A 19,251-nucleotide genomic window follows, 5' to 3' on the forward strand; every position below is an offset into this window, starting at 1 on the left:
ACCACCCCGCCGGGTTATAATCTCCGGCTGCTCCCGCCAAGCCTCAGGAACACCCCATGTCCCACGCCACGCTGACCGCCCTCTCGCCGCTGGACGGCCGCTACGCCTCCAAGGTCGAGCCGCTGCGCCCGATCTTCAGCGAATTCGGCCTCATGCATCGCCGCGTACATGTGGAAATCCACTGGCTGCTGGCCCTGGCCTCGCATCCGGGCATCATCGAGCTGCCGGCCTTTCCGGCCGACGCGGTGAAGACCCTGCTCGCCATCGCCGACGACTTCTCCATCGAAGACGGCGAGCGGATCAAAGCGATCGAGGCGACCACCAACCACGACGTCAAGGCGGTCGAGTATCTGATCAAGGAGAAGATCGGCAACGATCCCTCCCTCGCCCAGGCCAAGGAGTTCGTGCACTTCGCCTGCACCAGCGAAGACATCAACAACCTCGCCTACTCGCTGATGCTGCGCGACGCCCGTGAGTCGGTGCTGCTGCCGGCGCTGGATCAGGTCATCGCGAAACTCCGCGCACTGGCTCACGAACACGCCGGCCTGTCGCTGCTGTCGCGCACGCACGGCCAGACCGCCTCGCCCAGCACCATGGGCAAGGAAATCGCCAACGTCGTGGCGCGTCTCGAGCGCCAGCGCAAGCAGCTGGTCGCGATCGAGATCCCGGGCAAGATCAACGGCGCGGTCGGCAACTACAACGCGCACGTCATCGCGTACCCCGCGGTGGACTGGCCGGGTCTTGCCTCCCACTTCGTCGACGGTCTGGGCCTCACCTTCAATCCGTACACCACGCAGATCGAACCGCACGACGGCATCGCCGAGTTCGCCGACGTGCTGCGCCGGATCAACATCATCCTGATCGATCTCGCGCGTGACATCTGGGGTTACATCTCGCTGGGATACTTCCGCCAGGCACTGAAGGCGGGTGAAGTCGGCTCGTCCACGATGCCGCACAAGGTCAACCCCATCGACTTCGAGAACGCCGAAGGCAACTTCGGTCTCGCCAACGCCCTGCTCGGCCACTTCGCCGAGAAGCTCCCGATCAGCCGCTGGCAGCGCGACCTCACCGACTCCACCGTGCTTCGCGCGCTGGGCACGGCCTACGGTCACTCGCTGGTCGCCATCGAGTCGCTGCTCAAGGGTCTGGGCAAGCTCAACGTCAACGCCGAACGCGTCGCCGCCGACCTCGACAACAGCTGGGAAGTGCTGGCGGAGGCCGTGCAGACGGTCATGCGCCGCTTCGGCCTGCCGGAGCCGTACGAGCAGCTCAAGGCCCTGACCCGCGGCCAGGGGATTACGAAGGAGTCGATGCGCGCGTTTATCGCTGGCCTCGACCTGCCCGCCGACGCGAAGCAGGCGCTGGCCGAGCTGACGCCGGCCAGCTACATCGGACTGGCAGACAAGCTGGCCAAGGCGATCTGACTCAAGTAGCAAGAAGCAAGAAGCAAAACGACAAGCCCGGCGCAGCCGGGCTTTTTTCGGTCAGCTTTTCAGAATTATTCGATGGACCACAGCGGTTGGCTACGGTAGCGTCACTGCATTGCGCTGTGAGCCCTCAAACTAAGGAGCGTGCATGAGAGGCAGGTTTATTGGCTTCGCCGCCGTGGCAGTACTCGCGGCATCGCTTCAGACGCATGCCGAGGATGTGAGCACGGCTCAATCAATTCGTCTCAAGGCCCCCAGGGGAATTTCCGACGCTTTCTATTCGTGCATTGGCAAAGCAGGATCCGACAAGGACAAGCTCAGCGACTGCATCGACGTCGAAAAGAAGGCCCAGGACGTTCGCCTCAACAAAGCATACAACTCGCTAATGGCTCATATCGACGAGAAGTCGAAAGCCAGTCTTCGGGCCGCGGAACGCGCATGGCTTGATTTCAACGACAAGTCGATCACCGCGCAGACGAGTATCGGCGCATCCGGCCAGATCAACGATTTAGACGTAGCGGAATCGGAGCTCTTCCGGTATTGCCTGCAGGCTAACACGCTTGAGCATTATCTTTTCGGTATCGGCTATTAGCTAAAACTTATCAAGGAGGATAATCCATGACGGAATCAACGCGTAGTTCGAGAGACCTGACGGGAGCCATGTACTTCGTCGTCGGACGGGGCACAGAGGGAGGCGTCGCATCCTACCGGCTGAGCGTCGCTGGCGTGAGCGATTCGCACTGGGGCGACGTCAGCTACGTAAAGCAGAATAGCGGTTACTCGATCGGTACGATTCAGGTCGACCTCGGCCAGCGTGGAACGTGGCCGGTCGGATCAATCGACGGCAGCGGCCGAAAAGATGCGCCAAGCTACGTCGATGCAGTTATAACGCAATCGGCCGCCTATGCCGAGACCCACCGCCTTGCGTTCCCAGAGAATCATGCCGCATTACGTTCGGATTTGCTGACGCATGGAAATGGAAAGCATGATCGGCCGACCTTATCATTCATCAGTAATGACACTCGAACCGTAGTCAATGAATGGGCGTCATCTGTCGACGGTAAGAAATGGATTCATGCCAATATTGACTATCCCCAGGTCAAGAATGCAACGGAGATAGCCACACGCATGGTCGATAGCGCTGGAGAAAGAATCTCCGAGGATCATCGACTTGAAACCGTGGCTATTCTGGCGAAAACGGCCAACCAGTTTCCCAGTCAGCTAAAGCGATTTCAGGTCGCTCTCGACCAGGGTGGGGGGTACGCAGAAGTGCTGAAGACGGCTGAGCAGATCAAGGAGAACTATGATTTCTATGACGGCGTGAAAGCAGCCGACATAGCCCGTGCGTACCAGAGTGCGCTTAATGAATACGAGCGAGGTGACGCACTGCGGCGTGCTGAGCAAAAGGTCGCGGATCGAAACTTCGACCCTTCCAGCCAAGGTGCCGACGACGACGTCAGGGAAGCGCTGCATGTCATTGGCGGTACATCTGCTGTGCATTCGACGCATGTGTCCGCCGTGCTTCGCGTCGGATCGCACGGCGCGGGGGTCACTGCGCTACAGTCACAGCTAAACGAGCTGAGCACACCTTCAAATGACAATCTTGCCCTGCAAGTCGATGGTCACTTCGGGCCTGCCACGCAAGCAGCCATCGAGTCGTTTCAGCGCGACCACGGCATGTCGGTGGATGGAGTCGCTGGCCCCAGGACGCTGGACGCTCTCGCCAACGAGCTAGCATCAGCGCGCGAAGTGTCACGCATGAGCCTGAGTGACATCCGCCATCCTGGTGTGTCGCTATATACCCAGGCACTGGATGGTGTACGAGGCATCGACGAGCAACGTGGCCGCACGACCGACCAGGCTAGTTGCAACTTAGCAGGGTCGTTGGCCGTAGCTGCGTGCTCCGAGAGGATGCATCGTATTGACCATGTAGTTATGAGCGACGACGGCGCCCGGGCCTACGCCGTCCAGGGGAATATCAATTCTCCGTTCAAGGTACACGCCAACGTTGACGTTGCTCAGGGCGTGAATACATCACTTGAACAGAGCGGCGAGGCGTTTGTTCAGGCGACCCAGCAGCAGGCGCAACAACAGCCAGTACAGCAGCAAACGCAAGACACGCCAGGCCTTCAACCGTCAAGGCATCGATAAGAGGCAGGGAGAAGCCGATTCACGGCAAACATCGATGCCGGGCGCCGCTTTTACTTACCCGACGTCGAACGGCGTTGGCGCTTGAAGATCGACTCAGCCTGGCAGGCTTATCAAAAAGCCCCGGTCCATTGTCGGCCCGGGACTCAGATAGGAACCTTGGCCGATGTTAATGACGCGAGTGATCGTCATCGCAGCGATGGTCGCGATCATCGCAATGACGGTCACGATCGTCATGGTAACCCGGACCACCGCGGTCTCCGTAGCCACCGTGGCGATGGTCGCGAATGATGCAGCCGCTCAGGGAGAAAGCGGAAAGCAGAACCAGTGCGATAAGCAGCGGACGTTTCATCAGAACCTCTTTCGATCGCGGCTTATTGCCTTGGACGTAACGTACGCGTGCGTCAATCAATGCGGGATGAAGCGCGGCAAGCGGTGTTCTGGCTTTTCGCGCGCAGGGCGCGCTCCTGCGACGCAGGCGCCGGCTGGGCGGTGACGCAGCGTGACGCAGCGCGGAGGCGGGCTGCGCGGCTACAATGCCGGCCATGGCCATCCAGACCCCCACCCGTAAGCCCCTCCCGATCGAAGTGCGCGGCAGCGCCAGCCAGCCGCTTGGCATGAGTGCCGCGCAGTTTCTGCGCGATTACTGGCAGAAGCGTCCGCTGCTGATCCGTAACGCCTTCCCGGACTTCGAAGCGCCCATCGAGCCCAACGACCTTGCCGGCCTCGCCTGCGAAGAGGGGGTGCTCGCCCGCCTCATCGTTCATGACGAAAAGCGTGACCGCTGGACGGTCAGGAGCGGCCCCTTCGAGGAAGCCGAATTCGGCAAGACGCCCAAGCGCGACTGGACCCTGCTGGTCCAGGATGTCGACAAGTGGGATGCCGACGTGGCGGGCCTGCTCGAGCACTTTGCGTTTCTGCCCAGCTGGCGCGTGGACGATGTCATGGTGTCCTATGCCGAGGACGGCGGCGGCGTCGGCGCGCACGTCGACCAGTACGACGTCTTCCTCATCCAGGGCATCGGTCAGCGCCACTGGGCGATCAGCGACGACCCGGACGCACCGCTCGACTTCCGCAACGACGTCGAACTGAAGCAGCTGAAGGAATTCCTGCCGACCCACGAGTGGCTGCTCGAACCCGGCGACATGCTTTACCTTCCGCCAGGCGTGCCGCACGACGGCGTCGCCCTGGGCAATTGCATGACGTTGTCGGTCGGCATGCGCGCGCCCTCGCAGGCCGAGCTGACCGGCGACCTGGCGGACTTCCTCGCCGAACGCATGCCCGACGAGCTTCGTTACACCGATGCCGACCTGACCCCGGTCAAGCGCATCGGCGAGATCGACACGGCTGCGCTCAACCGCCTGCGTCAGGCCCTGCCCTTCGCCGCCGCGCTCGATCGTGACCTGCTGGCCGACTGGTTCGGGCGCTTCATCACCCGCTACCGCAATGCCCAGTCCCCGGCCGCGCCCCCGAAGGCGACCACCGTTGCCGCGCTGGACAAGGCACTGGCCGGTGGCTCGGGCCTGATCCGTCACCCCTACGCGCGGCTTGCGTGGGTGCGTGGCAAGAAGGACGCCACCCTCTATGTCAGCGGCAGTGCCTACGCCTGCCCGGCCGACCTGGCCGAGCGACTGGCCACCGAGCGGGACGTACGCCTGCAGCGCGCACCCTCGGCTGCCGAACGGGAGGTTCTGCTGGCTCTGGTCAACGACGGCGCGCTGGTCGTTCGCAAGGGTCGCTCCCGGTGAGCGGCGCGGCGGACACCGCGCTGATCGTCGAAGACCGTGCCGGTCTCGAGATAGCGCATGTCCGCCTGCTGACCCAGGCCCGCTACCGGGCCGCGATCTACCTGCCGCGCATGGACGTCGGCATGCTGGACCATGAGACGATCCTCACTGAGCTTCGCCGCCTGGCCACCAGCGGGCGGCAGGCGCAGGTCCGTATCCTCACCCATGATGCCGAGCAGGCGCACCGCGAGGGTCACCGGGTGATCGCCCTCGCCCAGCGCCTCCCCACGGCGGTCTCCATCCGTGTGCCGACCGATGAAATCCACCTGGGCTACGCATCGGCGTTCATCTGCGATACGACAAGTGGCTACCTGTTCCGACCCGTCGCGAGTCGCTTCGAGGCACGCGGCGACCTCGACGCACCCGGTGAGACCTCTCGCCTGATGGCCTATTTCGAGGAAGTCTGGGAGCGGGCCGAGCCCGCGTGGCAAATAAGACCACTTGGGATCTAGCTGGCATGAGAAACGTCGATTCAAGTTGGCGTGATGCCGCAGCACGGAGCTATACTTAACGGATTCTTATGCCGCGGCACGCCCTCGTGCGGCCAGCGGCAGCCCGTCCTTTTCGTGTGTGCCGGTGGTGACGTGAGCGCAAACCTGATCCGCGAGTTTTCCGAATCCTCCCAACTCGCCGGCGGTAACGCCGACTACGTAGAGCAGATCTACGAATCCTGGCTGGCCGATCCCGGCTCCGTCACGGCCGAGTGGGATGGCTATTTCAAGACGCTGAAGGGCCGCGAGGCCGGCGACGTCGCCCACTCCGCCGTGATCGCCCGCATCGAGGCCGCGCAGAAACAGCGTCGCTCCGCGGTCGCCGCACCCGCCGTCGGTTCCGCCGACGATGCCTATGCGCAGAAACAGGCCGGCGTCCTCCGCCTGCTGACAGCCTATCGCTCGCGCGGCCACATTTCCGCGCAGGTCGACCCCCTCGGCCTGACCGTCTCGGACGTCGACACCCCGGACCTCGGTCTTGCCTTCCACGGCCTATCCGACGCCGACCTCGGCACCGAATTCGACGCGGGCACCTTCGCCGGTGGCGGCCAGCGCATGACCCTGCGCGACCTGCTGGCGAAGCTCAAGCATATCTACACCGGCACCATCGGCGCCGAGTTCATGTACATCTCCGACTACGACCAGCGGTCGTGGATCTACTCGCGTCTCGAGAAGGCCGCCGGTTCGCCGGGCCTGCAGAACGCCGAGAAAGTCCGCATCCTCGAGGCGCTGACCGCCGCCGAGGGTCTGGAGCGTTACCTGCACACCAAGTACGTCGGCCAGAAGCGCTTCTCGCTCGAAGGGGGCGACAGCCTGATCCCGATGGTCGACGACGTCGTCCGTGCCGCCGGCGACAACGGCGTCAAGGAAGTCATCATCGGCATGGCCCACCGCGGCCGCCTCAACGTCCTGGTCAACATCCTCGGCAAGGCGCCCTCGCAGCTCTTCAACGAGTTCGAAGGCAAGTTCGAGCATGACGACAGCGCCATCCACACGGGTGACGTGAAGTACCACATGGGCTTCTCCACCGACGTCAAGACACCCAACGGCGGCGTCCACGTCGCGCTGGCGTTCAACCCGTCGCATCTGGAAATCGTCAACCCGGTGGTCGCCGGCTCGGTGCATGCGCGCCAGTCGCGTCGCCGCGATGTCGCGCGCGACAAATCGCTGGCCGTCCTGATCCACGGCGATGCCGCCTTCGCGGGCCAGGGCGTCAACATGGAGCTCCTGCAGATGTCGCAGGCGCGCGGTTTCGCCATCGGCGGCACCTTGCACATGGTGGTAAACAACCAGGTCGGCTTCACCACGTCCAAGCGCGAAGATTCGCGCTCCACGCTGTACTGCACCGATCTGGCCAAGATGGTCAACGCACCGGTGTTCCACGTGAACGGTGACGACCCGGAAGCGGTGATCCAGGTCACCCGCCTGGCTTACGAGTTCCGCAAGCAGTTCAAGAAGGACGTGGTCATCGACCTCGTCTGCTACCGCCGTCATGGCCATAACGAGGCCGACGAGCCGGCGGCGACCCAGCCGCTGATGTACCAGATCATCCGCAAGCGCCCGACCACGCGCGATCTCTACGCGCAATCGCTGGTCAAGTCCTCGACCATCGGTGCCGACGACGGCCAGAAGATGCTCGACGATTACCGCGCCCGCCTGGAAAAGGGCGAGCCGCTGATCGCGATCGATCCGAACCCGACGCGCGACATCCCGGTGGACTGGAGCCGTTTCCAGAACAACAAGCTGTCGATGTCGGTCGACACCGGCGTGCCGCGCGAACAGCTCGGCAAGGTGCTGGATGCGCTGCTCGACATTCCGTCCGACGTCACCCTGCACCCGCGCGTCGCCAAGATCTACGAAGACCGCCGCAAGATGGCCGCCGGCGAGCTGCCGGGTGACTGGGGCTTCGCCGAGAACCTCGCTTACGGCACGCTGATCGCCGAGGGCAACGACCTCCGCGTGGTCGGCCAGGACGCCGGCCGCGGTACGTTCTTCCACCGTCATGCCGTGTTGCACGACCAGAAGAGCGACGACACCTACCTGCCGCTGTCCAAGGTGCGCGCCGACGCCCGCGTCGACGTCATCGACTCGCTGCTCTCCGAAGAAGCGGTCATGGCCTTCGAGTACGGCGAAGCCACCACCTCGCCCGATCAGCTCACCATCTGGGAAGGCCAGTTCGGCGACTTCGCCAACGGCGCCCAGGTCGTCATCGACCAGTTCATCAGCTCCGGCGAAGCCAAGTGGGATCGCCTCTGCGGCCTGTCGCTGTTCCTGCCGCACGGTTACGAGGGCCAGGGTCCGGAGCACTCCTCCGCGCGCCTCGAGCGCTTCCTCCAGCTGTGCGCGCTGGACAACATGCAGGTCTGCGTGCCGACCACCCCGGCCCAGGCGTTCCACATGATCCGTCGCCAGCAGGTGCGCCCGGTGCGCAAGCCGCTGATCGTCATGACGCCCAAGTCGCTGCTGCGCCACAAGCTGGCCGTATCCTCGCTGGACGAACTCGCCCACGGCCAGTTCAAGCTGGTGATCGGCGAGCATCGCGAACTGGTCGCCAGGAAGGTTCAGCGCGTCGTGCTGTGCTCGGGCAAGGTCTACTACGACCTGCTCGAAGACGCCGAGAAGCGCGGTCTGACCGATGTGGCCATCGTCCGCGTCGAGCAGCTCTACCCGTTCCCCCGCCCGGAAGTCTCGGCCGAACTGGAAAAGTACCCTTCCGCGAAGGAAGTGGTCTGGTGCCAGGAAGAACCGATGAACCAGGGCGCGTGGTTCCAGATCCGTCATCACCTGCAGGCCTGCATCGGGTCGAAGCAGAGCCTGTCCTATGCCGGACGCTCGCGCTCGCCCTCGCCGGCCGCCGGTCACCTCAACACCCATATCGCCGAACAGACGGCGCTCGTCGAGCAAGCGCTCGTCGCGCCCGTCGGCACCGATCACGCAGCGGAGTAAGACAAGCATGTCCATCGAAGTCAAAGTCCCGGTCCTGCCGGAATCGGTCTCCGACGCGCTCATCGCCACCTGGCACAAGAAGGCCGGTGATGCGGTCAAGCGCGACGAGAACCTGCTGGATCTCGAAACCGACAAGGTCGTGCTCGAAGTGCCCTCGCCCGTCGACGGCGTGCTGAAGGAAATCAAGTTCGAGGAAGGCGCCACGGTCACCAGCAGCCAGGTCATCGCCGTGATCGAGGAAGGCGCCGCCGCTGCCGCGCCCGCCCCGGCCGCCGCGCCGGCCGCCGCCGAAGCACCGAAGGCTGAGAAGACCGAAGCCGCCGTCGCACCCCAGGGTGTCGACGAGCTGTCGCCCGCCGGCCGCCGCGTCGCCGTGGAAGAAAACATCGACCCGTCCAAGGTCGCCGGCACCGGCCGCGATGGCCGCGTTACCAAGGAAGATCTGGTCAACGCCGGCAAGGGTGGCTCCGCCGCGCCTGCCGCCGCTGCCGCTCCGGCCGCCAGGCCGACGCCGGGTTCGCGCCCGGAAGAGCGCGTCGCCATGACCCGCATCCGTACGCGCATCGCCGAGCGCCTGATGCAGTCGAAGAACTCCATCGCGATGCTCACCTCGTTCAACGAGGTGAACCTTGCCGAGGTGGTCAAGCTGCGTAAGTCGCTGGGCGAGCAGTTCGAGAAGGCCAACGGCGTCAAGCTGGGCTTCATGAGCTTCTTCGTGAAGGCCGCGACCGAAGCCCTCAAGCGCTACCCGGTGATCAACGCTTCGGTCGACGGGTCGGACATCATCTACCACGGCTACCAGGACATCTCCATCGCCGTCTCCACCGACAAGGGCCTCGTGACCCCGGTGCTGCGCGACGTGCAGGACATGTCGTTCGCCGACGTCGAGAAGGGCATCATCGGTTACGCCAAGAAGGCGCGTGACGGCAAGCTCGGCCTGGACGACCTCCAGGGCGGCACCTTCACGATCACCAATGGCGGCACCTTCGGTTCGCTGCTCTCCACGCCGATCGTCAACCCGCCGCAGAGCGCCATTCTGGGCATGCACACGATCAAGGAGCGCCCCATCGTCGAGAACGGCCAGGTCATCGCCGCCCCGATGATGTACATCGCCCTGTCGTACGACCACCGGATCATCGACGGCCGTGACGCCGTGCTGTTCCTGGTAGACATCAAGAACCAGCTGGAAAACCCGCAGCGGATGCTGCTCGGCCTGTAATGATCGGCTGAACGTCACACGTGAAGGCGGGAGTCGAAAGACTCCCGTTTTCGTGTTCCGACCCCATATTGGGCGGTAGCCAACTACCGCAGAAACATCCGGAGCAAGAGCTATGAGCGACAAGTTCGACGTCATCGTCATCGGTGCGGGTCCCGCGGGTTATGTGGCCGCGATCCGCGCCGCGCAGCTGGGCCTGAAGACCGCCGTGGTCGACGCGTTCGTCGGCAAGGACGGCAAGGCCGCCCTCGGCGGTACCTGCCTCAACGTCGGTTGCATCCCGTCCAAGGCGCTGCTGGATTCGTCCAAGCAGTTCCACAACCTGACGCACAACTTCAAGGATCACGGCATCACCGCCGAGAATCCGAAGATCGACATCGGCACGTTCATCGGCCGCAAGGACAAGATCGTCAAGCAGTTCACCGGCGGCGTGACCATGCTGTTCAAGGCGAACAAGGTCACCTCGTTCTTCGGCAAGGGCAAGCTGCTCAAGGGCAACGAAGTCGAAGTCACCGGTAACGACGGCACGGTCTCGACCATCTCGGCGACCAACGTCATCCTCGCCTCGGGCTCGGTGCCCATCGAACTGCCGTTCGCCAGGTTCGACGGCAAGCACATCATCGACAACGCCGGCGCGCTCGACCTGACCGACGTGCCGAAGCGCCTGGGCGTGATCGGCGCCGGCGTCATCGGCCTGGAGCTGGGCAGCGTGTGGAAGCGCCTGGGCGCCGAGGTCACCGTGCTCGAAGCGCTGCCGAAATTCCTCGCCGTGGCCGACCAGGACATCGCCAAGATGGCCGCCCGCGAGTTCGCCAAGCAGGGCCTCGACATCAAGGTCAACGCCAAGGTCACGTCCGCCGAGGTCAAGGGCGACGAAGTGCACCTGGGCTACACCGACAAGGACGGCGCCGCGCAGTCGCTGGTCGTCGACAAGCTGCTGGTTGCCGTGGGCCGTCGCGCCTACACCGCCGGCCTGCTGGCAGACGATACGGGCGTGAAGCTCGACGAGCGTGGCCGCATCGTCGTCGACGAGCATAACCACACCGGTGTCGACGGTGTGTGGGCCATCGGCGATGCCGTGCGCGGCCCGATGCTGGCACACAAGGGCTCCGAAGAAGGCGTCATGGTCGCCGAGCTGATCGCCGGCAAGCCGGGTCACATCAACCTCGACACCGTGCCCTGGGTCATCTACACCGAGCCGGAAATCGCCTGGGTCGGCAAGACCGAAGAACAGCTGAAGGAAGAAGGCATCCCCTACAAGACGGGCGCATTCCCCTTCGCCGCCAACGGTCGCGCTGTCGCGATGAACGAGGGCATTGGCCAGGTCAAGATGATCGCCCACGCCGAAACCGATCGCATCCTCGGCGTGCACATGGTGGGCCCGGTCGTGTCCGAGCTGATCCATGAGTGCGTCGTGGCGATGGAGTTCAAGGGCTCGTCGGAAGACCTTGCCCGCATCGTCCACGCTCACCCGGCGCTGTCGGAAGTCGTGCACGAAGCTGCCCTGTCGGTCGACAAGCGCGCTATCCACAAGGGCAACTAAGCCCGCGTGAAACGAGCCCGCCCCTGCGAGTAGCATGGGCGGGCTTTTTCGTTCCGGAAGCGGCGCCTTTGTAGGAGCGCGCCCCGCGCGCGATGGATGTCATCGCAAGCCCCATCGCGCGCAGGGCGCGCTCCTACAAATACGTTGGAGGCTTTTTTTATGCGTGACATCAAATCGCTGTGCGTTTACTGCGGATCCAACAGCGGCTCGCACCCCGAATACACCGAGGCGGCCATCGCCTTCGGGACACGAATGGCGAAGGAAGGCATCGCCCTGGTTTACGGGGGCGGCAAGGTCGGCCTGATGGGTACCGTGGCCGATGCCGTGCTTGCCGCGGGTGGCCGCGTCATTGGCGTCATTCCGCGCCAGCTGGTCGAGAAAGAAGTCGCGCATACGGGCCTCTCGGAACTGCAGGTGCTCGAGACCATGCACGAGCGCAAGACGCGCATGTACGAACTGTCCGATGCCTTCGTCGCCCTGCCCGGCGGCTTCGGCACGATGGACGAGATGTTCGAGATGCTGACCTGGGCGCAGCTCGGTCTGCACAGCTATCCCTGCGCCTTCCTCAACGTGCGTGGCTTCTACTCCCACGTGTCGGCGAGCATGGACCACATGGTGGCGGAAGGCTTCGTCAAGCCGAACCAGCGCGAGCAGGTCTGGTTCGGCGACAGCATCGACGCGCTGTTCGACTGGATGAAGCACTACGAGTCGACCTACACACCCAAGTGGATCACCAAAGACGCCGTGTAGGAGCGCGCCCCGCGCGCGAAAGCCCCAAGCAGCCACCGCCAGGAAAGACGCCGCCGATGCCCCTCATGAAAGCCTTCCGCATCCACAGCGACGACACCGGCTATCGCGCCGGCGTCGAAACCATGGACACCGACGCCCTGTCACCCGGCGAGGTACTGGTCAAAGCCGAGTGGTCCTCGGTGAACTACAAGGACGCCCTCGCCGGCACCGGTAAGGGAAAAATCCTGCGCAGGTTCCCATTGAACGGCGGCATCGATGTCGCCGGCACGGTCGTCGCATCCACCGACACCCGCTTCAGAGAGGGTGACAAGGTGCTCGCTACCGGCAGCGGCCTCTCCGAGACCCGCGACGGCGGCTACGGCGAATACGTCCGGCTTCCGGCCGATCTGACCATTCCCCTTCCCGCCACACTGACCACGCGCGAAGCGATGATCCTGGGCACCGCCGGCTTCACCGCCGCGCTGGCGCTGCTGCGCATGACCGACAACCGGCAGACACCGGACCTCGGCCCGATCGCCATCACCGGTGCCACGGGTGGCGTAGGCATGCTCGGCATCGATATCTTCACCCGGGCCGGCTATCAGGTGCACGCGATCAGCGGTAAAGCCGACCGCTTCGACTTCCTGCGGGGGCTCGGGGCGGTCGATTGCCTCGATCGCCACGCACTGAGCTTCAGCGGCAAGCCCATGGAATCGGCAAAATACGGCGGCCTGCTCGACAACGTCGGCGGCGAGACCCTGGCCGGCTTCCTTCCGATGATCGCGTCCTACGGCAACGCGGCGATCTGCGGCCTCGCTGGCAGCCCCGACCTCGCGACGACGGTCATGCCTTTCATCATCCGCGGGGTCAGCGTGCTGGGTGTAGCGTCCGCCGGTACGGGCCGGGCCATTCGCGATGAGGTATGGCAACGCCTGTCCAGTGACTGGAAACCACGCCATCTCGACACCATCTGCACGAAGGAGCTGGCACTTGAAGACGTGGCGAGCGTTTTCGACACCATGCTCGAGGGCGGTTCCTTCGGTCGAACCGTGGTCAGGATTGGCGGTTAAGTCGCTGTCCCGGAAGGTTTACGCCGCCGCACCATTGATACGGGCGCAGCGGTCGGTAGAATGGCGCATCGCCAGAGGCGCAACGCGCGACAGAATTACGTCGCCGTGGTTATCGAAGACGTTCGCCCGGATGGCGCACGTCACCAAGGAAAACGCATCGGGCATCGACCCGGGGGAAAGTGAATGGCTCGCATCCTGATCGTCGACGATTCGCCGTCGCAGTTGCTGGGAATCAAGCGCATCGTCGAGAAACTGGGCCACGAGGCCATCACCGCCGAAGACGGCGCCCAGGGCGTCGAAGTGGCCAAGCGTGAAATACCCGACCTCATCCTGATGGACGTCGTCATGCCCAACCTCAATGGGTTTCAGGCCACGCGCACCATCAGCAAGGAAGAAACGACCAAACACATCCCGATCATCCTGGTGACCACCAAGGATCAGGACACCGACAAGGTGTGGGGCCTGCGCCAGGGCGCGCGTGCTTACGTCGTCAAGCCGATCAAGGAAGACGAGCTGGTCGCGGCTCTGAAAGAGCATCTGCCAGGCTGATCCAGCCTGACGGCTGTCGAGCGGGTCTGCTCAAGGAGGCTGGCTCCGTTGGGAGCCAACCCCGTTGGCGTAAAAGCAGCCCGCGAAGGTCTTACCCCTTCCGCGGATCGAACCCCGCGAACGCATCCTTGAACTCCGCGTAGGCCGCCTGCTCTTCATGAGTCTCAGGCACCGGCACGCGTATCTCCAGTACGACGATCTGGTCACCCGGCTCCGAACCCGGCAAACCACGCCCCTTCAGCCGTAGCTTGCGGCCCGACTGCGAGCCCGAGGGAATGCGCAGGTCCACGTGACCGCCCAGCGTCGGCACGGGCACCGTGGCACCCAGCGCGGCTTCCCAGGGCGTAATCGGCAGCGTATGCGTGACCGTCCGCCCATCCAGCCGGAATCGCGCGTCGTCGCGGATGCCGATCTCCAGCAAGAGGTCGCCTGACGGGCCACCGCCCATACCCGGGTGACCCTGCCCGCCGAGCCGGATGGTCTGCCCCGGCGTGATACCCGCCGGAATCTTTACCTCGAGCACGCGCTCGCCGCCGTTGGAATCGTTGAGCACGACCCGGGTCTTGCCGCCGTTGAAGGCGGTCTGCAGATCGGTCTCGATCCGCGCCTGGATGTCACGCCCGCGACGGGCCTGACTCTGCTGCTGACCACGACCGCGGCCCGCGCCGCCGAACAGGCTCTCGAAGAAGTCGCTGAAGTCGCCGTTGCCGCGGCCGCCCATGTCGCCGAAGTCGAACCCACCACCACCCTGACCAAAGCCCGGCGGCGGACGGAACTGCTCGCCCTGGCGATAGCCGCCGGCGCAGAACTGGTCGTACTGACGACGCTTCTCGGGATCCTTCAGGGCCTCATTGGCCTCGTTGATCGCCTTGAACTTCTCTTCGGCACCCGCCTCTTTGTTCTTGTCCGGGTGGTATTTGCGGGCAAGCTTGCGGTACGCCGCCTTGATCTCGGCGTCGGTCGCGTCGGGCTTGACCCCTAATGCTTCGTAGTAATCCTTGAACTCCACAGGCTCTCCCGGGCTTGTGTCGACACCAATAAAACGAAATGCCCGCGGCGGACAGCGTCCACCGCGGGCCTGACCTGCAAGCTTAGAGCGAATCAGCCCACGGCGTTAACTACAATACGCCGAGGAGCGCTTTCCGCCTTCTTCGGGATGGCGATTTCCAGCACACCGTTGCTTCCCGACGCGGTAATACCTTCGGCATCGGCGCTTTCCGGCAGGGCGAAGCTACGCTTGAACGCACCCGCGGTCCGCTCGACCCGGCTGAACTTGCCCTCGGTCTCACTGGCGAATGCCTTGCGCTCGCCCTTGATGCTGAGCACGTTCTTTTCCATCTGGATGTCGATGGCGGCCAGATCCACACCCGGCACATCGGCAAGGATCAGGAAGCGACCGGCTTCCTCACGAATGTCGACACGCGGCGCCCACGGGCTCTCGGCCTGGCTGGCCGGCGCGGGAATCTCGTTGCCGAAGAGGTGATCGAAGACGTTGCGGACATCGCTGGCGAACACCGGCGCACGACGGAACGACACCTGACGAAGCTGGTTCATCTGTTTGACTCCCAAGAAGTTTTTCGGCCCGTGGCCGTCTGCGAAGAAAGATATGACCGACCCGGCGCGATTCAAGGGGGCGACGGTTGCGGTTGCCGTCGCTTCAGGGAAATGGCCTTCACGTACACTCGGGGCTTTCCTCCACGAAGGACCTTGCCATGACCATCGCAGTTGGCGACCGCATTCCCGAGGGCACCCTTACCGTCTTCAAGGACGGTATCGAAACCGTCACCAGCACCGACGTGCTCGGCCAGGGCAAGGTCGTGCTGTTCGCCGTACCCGGCGCCTTCACCCCGACCTGCTCCAACAAGCACCTGCCCGGCTACATCCAGCACATGGAAGATTTCCGCGAGCGCGGGGTCAAGGTCGCCTGCCTGTCGGTCAACGACGCCTTCGTGATGCACGCCTGGGGCGAGTCGCAGGGCGTCCCCGAGGACCTGGTGATGCTGGGCGATGGCAATGCCACGTTCGCGCGAGCGCTGGGCCTGGAACTCGATGGCACGAAGAACGGCATGGGCATTCGCGCAAAGCGCTTCGCCATGTACATCGAGGATGGCGTGGTGAAGGTGCTCAATGTCGAGGCACCGGGCGAGTTTCGTGTGTCGATGGCCGAGACTGTCCTGGCCGCGATCGACGCCTGACCGTTGTGGCGTAAGCCGCTTCCCGCGCACGGGCTCGGCTTCGCCATCGCGTTGGCTGTTCGCGCTGAGGGATGGGCGCCGTTGGGTGTCATTCTCGTCGCTAAGTCCTCCTTCGGCCTTCGCCTACGTGCGGAAGCGCTCCGAGAACGACACCCAACAGCGCCCTCCAACCCATGAGGCTGCGGAAAGGAACGCGACAAGCAAAGCGCTGCGTGAAGTGTCGCCGCGCAGCTCCGCTCGCCTCCCAACCCGCCGCATCGTCGAAAGGGAGTCGTCGGCTGCCGTTTCCTGGAGCGATTCCGCACGTAGGCGAAGGCCGGAGGAGGACTTAGCGACAGGAAACGGCAGCCGACGACTCCCCCACCTCGACGCGCGAAAAAAAACCCCGCGTCTCCGCGGGGTTCTTCTTTTAGCCTTCCGTCGGCTCAGTCGGCTCAGTCGGCTCGTCCGGTTCGCCCTCACCCGTCGGCCCACTCTCCACCGGCGGCAGATCGGCTGCGACGACACCGTCAACCGTCACGTCGCCCTCGCCTTCGATCTCGAGCTCTTCCTCGGCCTCGAGACGGACGATACCGATCAGGGTCTCGTCCTTCGGCAGCTTGATCAGCGTAACGCCCTGCGTGTTACGGCTGAGCTGGGAGACTTCGGAGACGCGCGTACGCACCAGCGTGCCCTGGTCGGAGATCAGCATCAGCTGCTGGGCCTCGGTGACTTGCGTGGCGGCGACCAGCTTGCCGTTGCGCTCGGAGCACTGGATGCCGATGACACCCTGAGTGCCGCGGCCCTTCTTCGGGAACTCCTCGAGCACGGTCCGCTTGCCATAGCCACGCGCCGTTGCCGTGAGGATATCGCCCTCGCCCTTCGCGACGATCAGCGAGACGACTTCGGTGTCTTCGGCCAGACGCATGCCACGCACGCCGGTGGCCGTACGGCCCATCGAGCGCACGGTGCCTTCGTCGAAACGCACGACCTTGCCGTTGGACGCGAACAGCAGAACGTCGCTTTCGCCCGAGGTCATGGCCACGTCGACCAGTGCATCGCCCTCATCGAGGTTGATCGCGGCCTTGCCCTTCTGCAGCTGGAACGCGAATTCCGTGAGTGGCGTCTTCTTGACCGTACCGTTGCGGGTGGCAAAGAACACGAAGCAGGTCGGGTCGTAATCGCGCACCGGCAAGACGGCCTGCACCTTCTCGCCCTCACCCAGCGGCAGCAGGTTGACGATGGGCTTGCCACGCGCGCCAGGACCGGCTTCCGGCATCTGGTAGACCTTGAGCCAATAGACGCGACCGGTGCTGGTGAAAGTCAGCAGCGTGTCGTGCGTGTTGACCACCCACAGCTGCTGCACCACGTCTTCGTCTTTCAGCGCCGAGGCCGAACGACCCTTGCCGCCACGCTTCTGCGCCCGGTACAGGCTCGCAGCCTGACGCTTGATGTAGCCGGTGTGCGACAGCGTGACCACGACGTCTTCCGGCGCGATCAGGTCGAGGACGTTGAGGTCCTCCTGCGAGTGCTGGATCTCGGTGCGACGGGCGTCGCCGTAATCCGTGCGGATCTGCTCGAGCTCGCCACGAATGACTTCGAGCAGCACCGCCGGGTTTTCGAGAATCTCGATGAGGCCACGGATGGCTTCGAGGATTTCCTTGTATTCGTCGGAGAGCTTTTCCTGCTCCAGACCCGTGAGGCGATGCAGACGCATCTGCAGGATCTCCGTCGCCTGGGCTTCGGACAACTGGTAGCCGTCGTCACGCAGTCCATCGCGCGGATCCATGTCTTCCGGACGCGACGATGCCGCACCGGCGGCATCGAGCAGCGCCTTGACCAGACCCGGCTCCCAGCGACGGGCGACCATACGCTCGCGTGCTTCGGTCGAGGAAGCCGACGTGCGGATCAGTTCGATCATCTCGTCGATGTTGGCGAGCGCGACCGTCAGGCCTTCAAGGATATGCGCGCGCTGACGCGCCTTGCGCAGATCGAAGATGGTGCGACGGGTGACGACTTCGCGGCGGTGACGGATGAACGCCTCGAGGATGTCCTTGAGGTTGAGCAGCTTCGGCTGGCCATCGAGCAGCGCGACCATGTTGATGCCGAACGTGACCTGCAGCTGCGTCTGCTGGAACAGATTGTTCAGCACGACGTCGGCCATCGCGTCACGGCGGATCTCGATGACCACGCGCATGCCGTCCTTGTCGGACTCGTCGCGCAGCTCGCTGATGCCTTCGAGCTTCTTTTCCTTGACCAGCTCGGCGATCTTCTCGATCAGACGCGCCTTGTTGACCTGGTACGGCAGCTCGTGGATCAGGATCGTCTCGCGGCCGTTGGCCTCGGTTTCGATCTCGGCGCGGGCGCGCACGAGGATGCGGCCACGGCCGGTACGGTAAGCCTCGACGATGCCCGACGAGCCGTTGATGATGCCGGCGGTCGGGAAATCCGGGCCCGGCACGAAGGTCATCAGCTCGTCCACACCGAGCGAGGGATCCTCGATCAGTGCGAGTACGGCGTTGATCACCTCGGTCATGTTGTGCGGCGGGATGTTCGTCGCCATGCCGACGGCGATACCGGCCGAACCGTTGACGAGCAGATTGGGCACGCGCGCGGGAAGGACCAGCGGCTCGCTTTCGCTTTCGTCGTAGTTAGGCCCGAAATCGACGGTCTCCTTGTCGATGTCGGCCAGCAGCTCGTGCGTGAGGCGCGACATGCGCACCTCGGTGTATCGCATGGCTGCGGCGTTGTCGCCGTCGACCGAACCGAAGTTACCCTGGCCGTCGACCAGCATGTAACGCAGCGAGAACGGCTGAGCCATACGGACGATGGCGTCGTATACCGACGAATCGCCATGAGGATGGTATTTACCGATCACGTCACCGACGACGCGCGCCGATTTCTTGTAAGCACGGTTCCAACCGTTACCGAGTTCGTTCATGGCGAACAGAACGCGTCGATGCACCGGCTTCAGGCCGTCGCGGACATCGGGGAGTGCGCGACCGACGATGACGCTCATGGCGTAATCGAGGTAGCTCTGACGCATCTCGTCTTCGATGTTGACGCGGATGATTTCTTTGGCGAGTTCTGCCATCAAACGGCTTCCTGGATGTCCATCAAAATGCCCCCGTCGCCCGCATGTGTCGCGGTATGGCGACGCGGTCGACCCAA

At 64.0% G+C, this 19,251-nt stretch carries 16 protein-coding genes; 12 read left to right on the top strand and 4 right to left on the bottom strand.

Going from position 1 to position 19,251, the window contains the following annotated elements:
- Nucleotides 1-56 precede the first annotated feature (56 nt).
- The 3 genes from purB (at nt 57) to B5X73_RS06000 (ending at nt 3,578) form a co-directional block, all read left to right on the top strand.
- Nucleotides 57-1,424, top strand: coding sequence for an adenylosuccinate lyase (gene purB / locus B5X73_RS05990; RefSeq protein WP_079520957.1), 1,368 nt, complete (start codon nt 57-59; stop codon nt 1,422-1,424).
- A 151-nt stretch (nt 1,425-1,575) separates the two neighbouring features.
- Nucleotides 1,576-2,019, top strand: a complete 444-nt coding sequence (locus B5X73_RS05995) for a lysozyme inhibitor LprI family protein (RefSeq protein WP_079520958.1) — start codon at nt 1,576-1,578, stop codon at nt 2,017-2,019.
- A 26-nt stretch (nt 2,020-2,045) separates the two neighbouring features.
- Nucleotides 2,046-3,578 (top strand): peptidoglycan-binding domain-containing protein, encoded by a 1,533-nt coding sequence (locus B5X73_RS06000; RefSeq protein ID WP_079520959.1) that lies wholly within the window; start codon nt 2,046-2,048, stop codon nt 3,576-3,578.
- Between the two features lie 166 nt (nt 3,579-3,744).
- Here B5X73_RS06000 and B5X73_RS20570 read toward each other — a convergent pair whose 3' ends face one another.
- Nucleotides 3,745-3,927 carry a hypothetical protein gene (locus tag B5X73_RS20570; RefSeq protein WP_090351280.1) on the bottom strand — a complete coding sequence of 61 codons (183 nt, stop codon included), beginning with the start codon at nt 3,925-3,927 and terminating at the stop codon, nt 3,745-3,747.
- Nucleotides 3,928-4,120: 193 nt separating this feature from the next.
- Between B5X73_RS20570 and B5X73_RS06010 the strand changes: the two genes are divergently transcribed.
- The 8 genes from B5X73_RS06010 to pilH all read left to right on the top strand — a co-directional run bounded on the left by B5X73_RS06010 (nt 4,121) and on the right by pilH (nt 13,906).
- Nucleotides 4,121-5,323: a cupin domain-containing protein gene (locus B5X73_RS06010; protein WP_079521116.1), complete on the top strand. Its 1,203-nt coding sequence runs from the start codon at nt 4,121-4,123 to the stop codon at nt 5,321-5,323.
- Entirely contained in the window at nt 5,320-5,814 is a 495-nt protein-coding gene (locus B5X73_RS06015) for a DUF7931 domain-containing protein (RefSeq protein WP_052191321.1), read from the top strand. Before B5X73_RS06010 ends, B5X73_RS06015 begins: the two co-directional genes overlap by 4 nt.
- A gap of 132 nt (nt 5,815-5,946) precedes the next feature.
- Nucleotides 5,947-8,799, top strand: a complete 2,853-nt coding sequence (locus tag B5X73_RS06020; RefSeq protein ID WP_079520961.1) for a 2-oxoglutarate dehydrogenase E1 component — start codon at nt 5,947-5,949, stop codon at nt 8,797-8,799.
- Nucleotides 8,800-8,806: 7 nt separating this feature from the next.
- On the top strand, nt 8,807-10,018 hold the full coding sequence (odhB, locus tag B5X73_RS06025; protein ID WP_079520962.1) for a 2-oxoglutarate dehydrogenase complex dihydrolipoyllysine-residue succinyltransferase: 1,212 nt from the start codon (nt 8,807-8,809) through the stop codon (nt 10,016-10,018).
- Between the two features lie 112 nt (nt 10,019-10,130).
- Nucleotides 10,131-11,558, top strand: coding sequence for a dihydrolipoyl dehydrogenase (gene lpdA / locus B5X73_RS06030; RefSeq protein WP_043694639.1), 1,428 nt, complete (start codon nt 10,131-10,133; stop codon nt 11,556-11,558).
- A gap of 159 nt (nt 11,559-11,717) precedes the next feature.
- Nucleotides 11,718-12,308 carry an LOG family protein gene (locus B5X73_RS06035; protein WP_036112310.1) on the top strand — a complete coding sequence of 197 codons (591 nt, stop codon included), beginning with the start codon at nt 11,718-11,720 and terminating at the stop codon, nt 12,306-12,308.
- A 56-nt stretch (nt 12,309-12,364) separates the two neighbouring features.
- Nucleotides 12,365-13,357, top strand: a complete 993-nt coding sequence (locus B5X73_RS06040) for a YhdH/YhfP family quinone oxidoreductase (protein ID WP_079520963.1) — start codon at nt 12,365-12,367, stop codon at nt 13,355-13,357.
- Between the two features lie 183 nt (nt 13,358-13,540).
- On the top strand, nt 13,541-13,906 hold the full coding sequence (gene pilH / locus B5X73_RS06045) for a twitching motility response regulator PilH (protein WP_036112304.1): 366 nt from the start codon (nt 13,541-13,543) through the stop codon (nt 13,904-13,906).
- A gap of 91 nt (nt 13,907-13,997) precedes the next feature.
- Here pilH and B5X73_RS06050 read toward each other — a convergent pair whose 3' ends face one another.
- Entirely contained in the window at nt 13,998-14,915 is a 918-nt protein-coding gene (locus tag B5X73_RS06050; RefSeq protein WP_079520964.1) for a DnaJ C-terminal domain-containing protein, read from the bottom strand.
- 92 nt (nt 14,916-15,007) lie between these two features.
- Nucleotides 15,008-15,460 carry an Hsp20/alpha crystallin family protein gene (locus B5X73_RS06055; protein WP_079520965.1) on the bottom strand — a complete coding sequence of 151 codons (453 nt, stop codon included), beginning with the start codon at nt 15,458-15,460 and terminating at the stop codon, nt 15,008-15,010.
- Nucleotides 15,461-15,618: 158 nt separating this feature from the next.
- Here B5X73_RS06055 and B5X73_RS06060 point away from each other — a divergent pair, with 158 nt between their 5' ends.
- Entirely contained in the window at nt 15,619-16,101 is a 483-nt protein-coding gene (locus B5X73_RS06060) for a peroxiredoxin (RefSeq protein ID WP_079520966.1), read from the top strand.
- Nucleotides 16,102-16,510: 409 nt separating this feature from the next.
- Here the strand turns inward: B5X73_RS06060 and gyrA are convergent, their stop codons facing one another.
- Nucleotides 16,511-19,174 carry a DNA gyrase subunit A gene (gene gyrA / locus B5X73_RS06065; RefSeq protein WP_079520967.1) on the bottom strand — a complete coding sequence of 888 codons (2,664 nt, stop codon included), beginning with the start codon at nt 19,172-19,174 and terminating at the stop codon, nt 16,511-16,513.
- Nucleotides 19,175-19,251: the final 77 nt, after the last annotated feature.

This window comes from Luteibacter sp. 22Crub2.1 (genome assembly GCF_900167995.1).
Taxonomy (GTDB): domain Bacteria; phylum Pseudomonadota; class Gammaproteobacteria; order Xanthomonadales; family Rhodanobacteraceae; genus Luteibacter; species Luteibacter mycovicinus.

Bases quoted from the DNA above. Each gene is read 5' to 3' on its own strand.
- purB (WP_079520957.1), top strand. From the start codon at position 57: ATGTCCCACGCCACGCTGACCGCCCTCTCGCCGCTGGACGGCCGCTAC.
- B5X73_RS05995 (WP_079520958.1), top strand. From the start codon at position 1,576: ATGAGAGGCAGGTTTATTGGCTTCGCCGCCGTGGCAGTACTCGCGGCA.
- B5X73_RS06000 (WP_079520959.1), top strand. From the start codon at position 2,046: ATGACGGAATCAACGCGTAGTTCGAGAGACCTGACGGGAGCCATGTAC.
- B5X73_RS20570 (WP_090351280.1), bottom strand. From the start codon at position 3,927: ATGAAACGTCCGCTGCTTATCGCACTGGTTCTGCTTTCCGCTTTCTCC.
- B5X73_RS06010 (WP_079521116.1), top strand. From the start codon at position 4,121: ATGGCCATCCAGACCCCCACCCGTAAGCCCCTCCCGATCGAAGTGCGC.
- odhB (WP_079520962.1), top strand. From the start codon at position 8,807: ATGTCCATCGAAGTCAAAGTCCCGGTCCTGCCGGAATCGGTCTCCGAC.
- lpdA (WP_043694639.1), top strand. From the start codon at position 10,131: ATGAGCGACAAGTTCGACGTCATCGTCATCGGTGCGGGTCCCGCGGGT.
- B5X73_RS06035 (WP_036112310.1), top strand. From the start codon at position 11,718: ATGCGTGACATCAAATCGCTGTGCGTTTACTGCGGATCCAACAGCGGC.
- B5X73_RS06040 (WP_079520963.1), top strand. From the start codon at position 12,365: ATGCCCCTCATGAAAGCCTTCCGCATCCACAGCGACGACACCGGCTAT.
- pilH (WP_036112304.1), top strand. From the start codon at position 13,541: ATGGCTCGCATCCTGATCGTCGACGATTCGCCGTCGCAGTTGCTGGGA.
- B5X73_RS06055 (WP_079520965.1), bottom strand. From the start codon at position 15,460: ATGAACCAGCTTCGTCAGGTGTCGTTCCGTCGTGCGCCGGTGTTCGCC.
- B5X73_RS06060 (WP_079520966.1), top strand. From the start codon at position 15,619: ATGACCATCGCAGTTGGCGACCGCATTCCCGAGGGCACCCTTACCGTC.
- gyrA (WP_079520967.1), bottom strand. From the start codon at position 19,174: ATGGCAGAACTCGCCAAAGAAATCATCCGCGTCAACATCGAAGACGAG.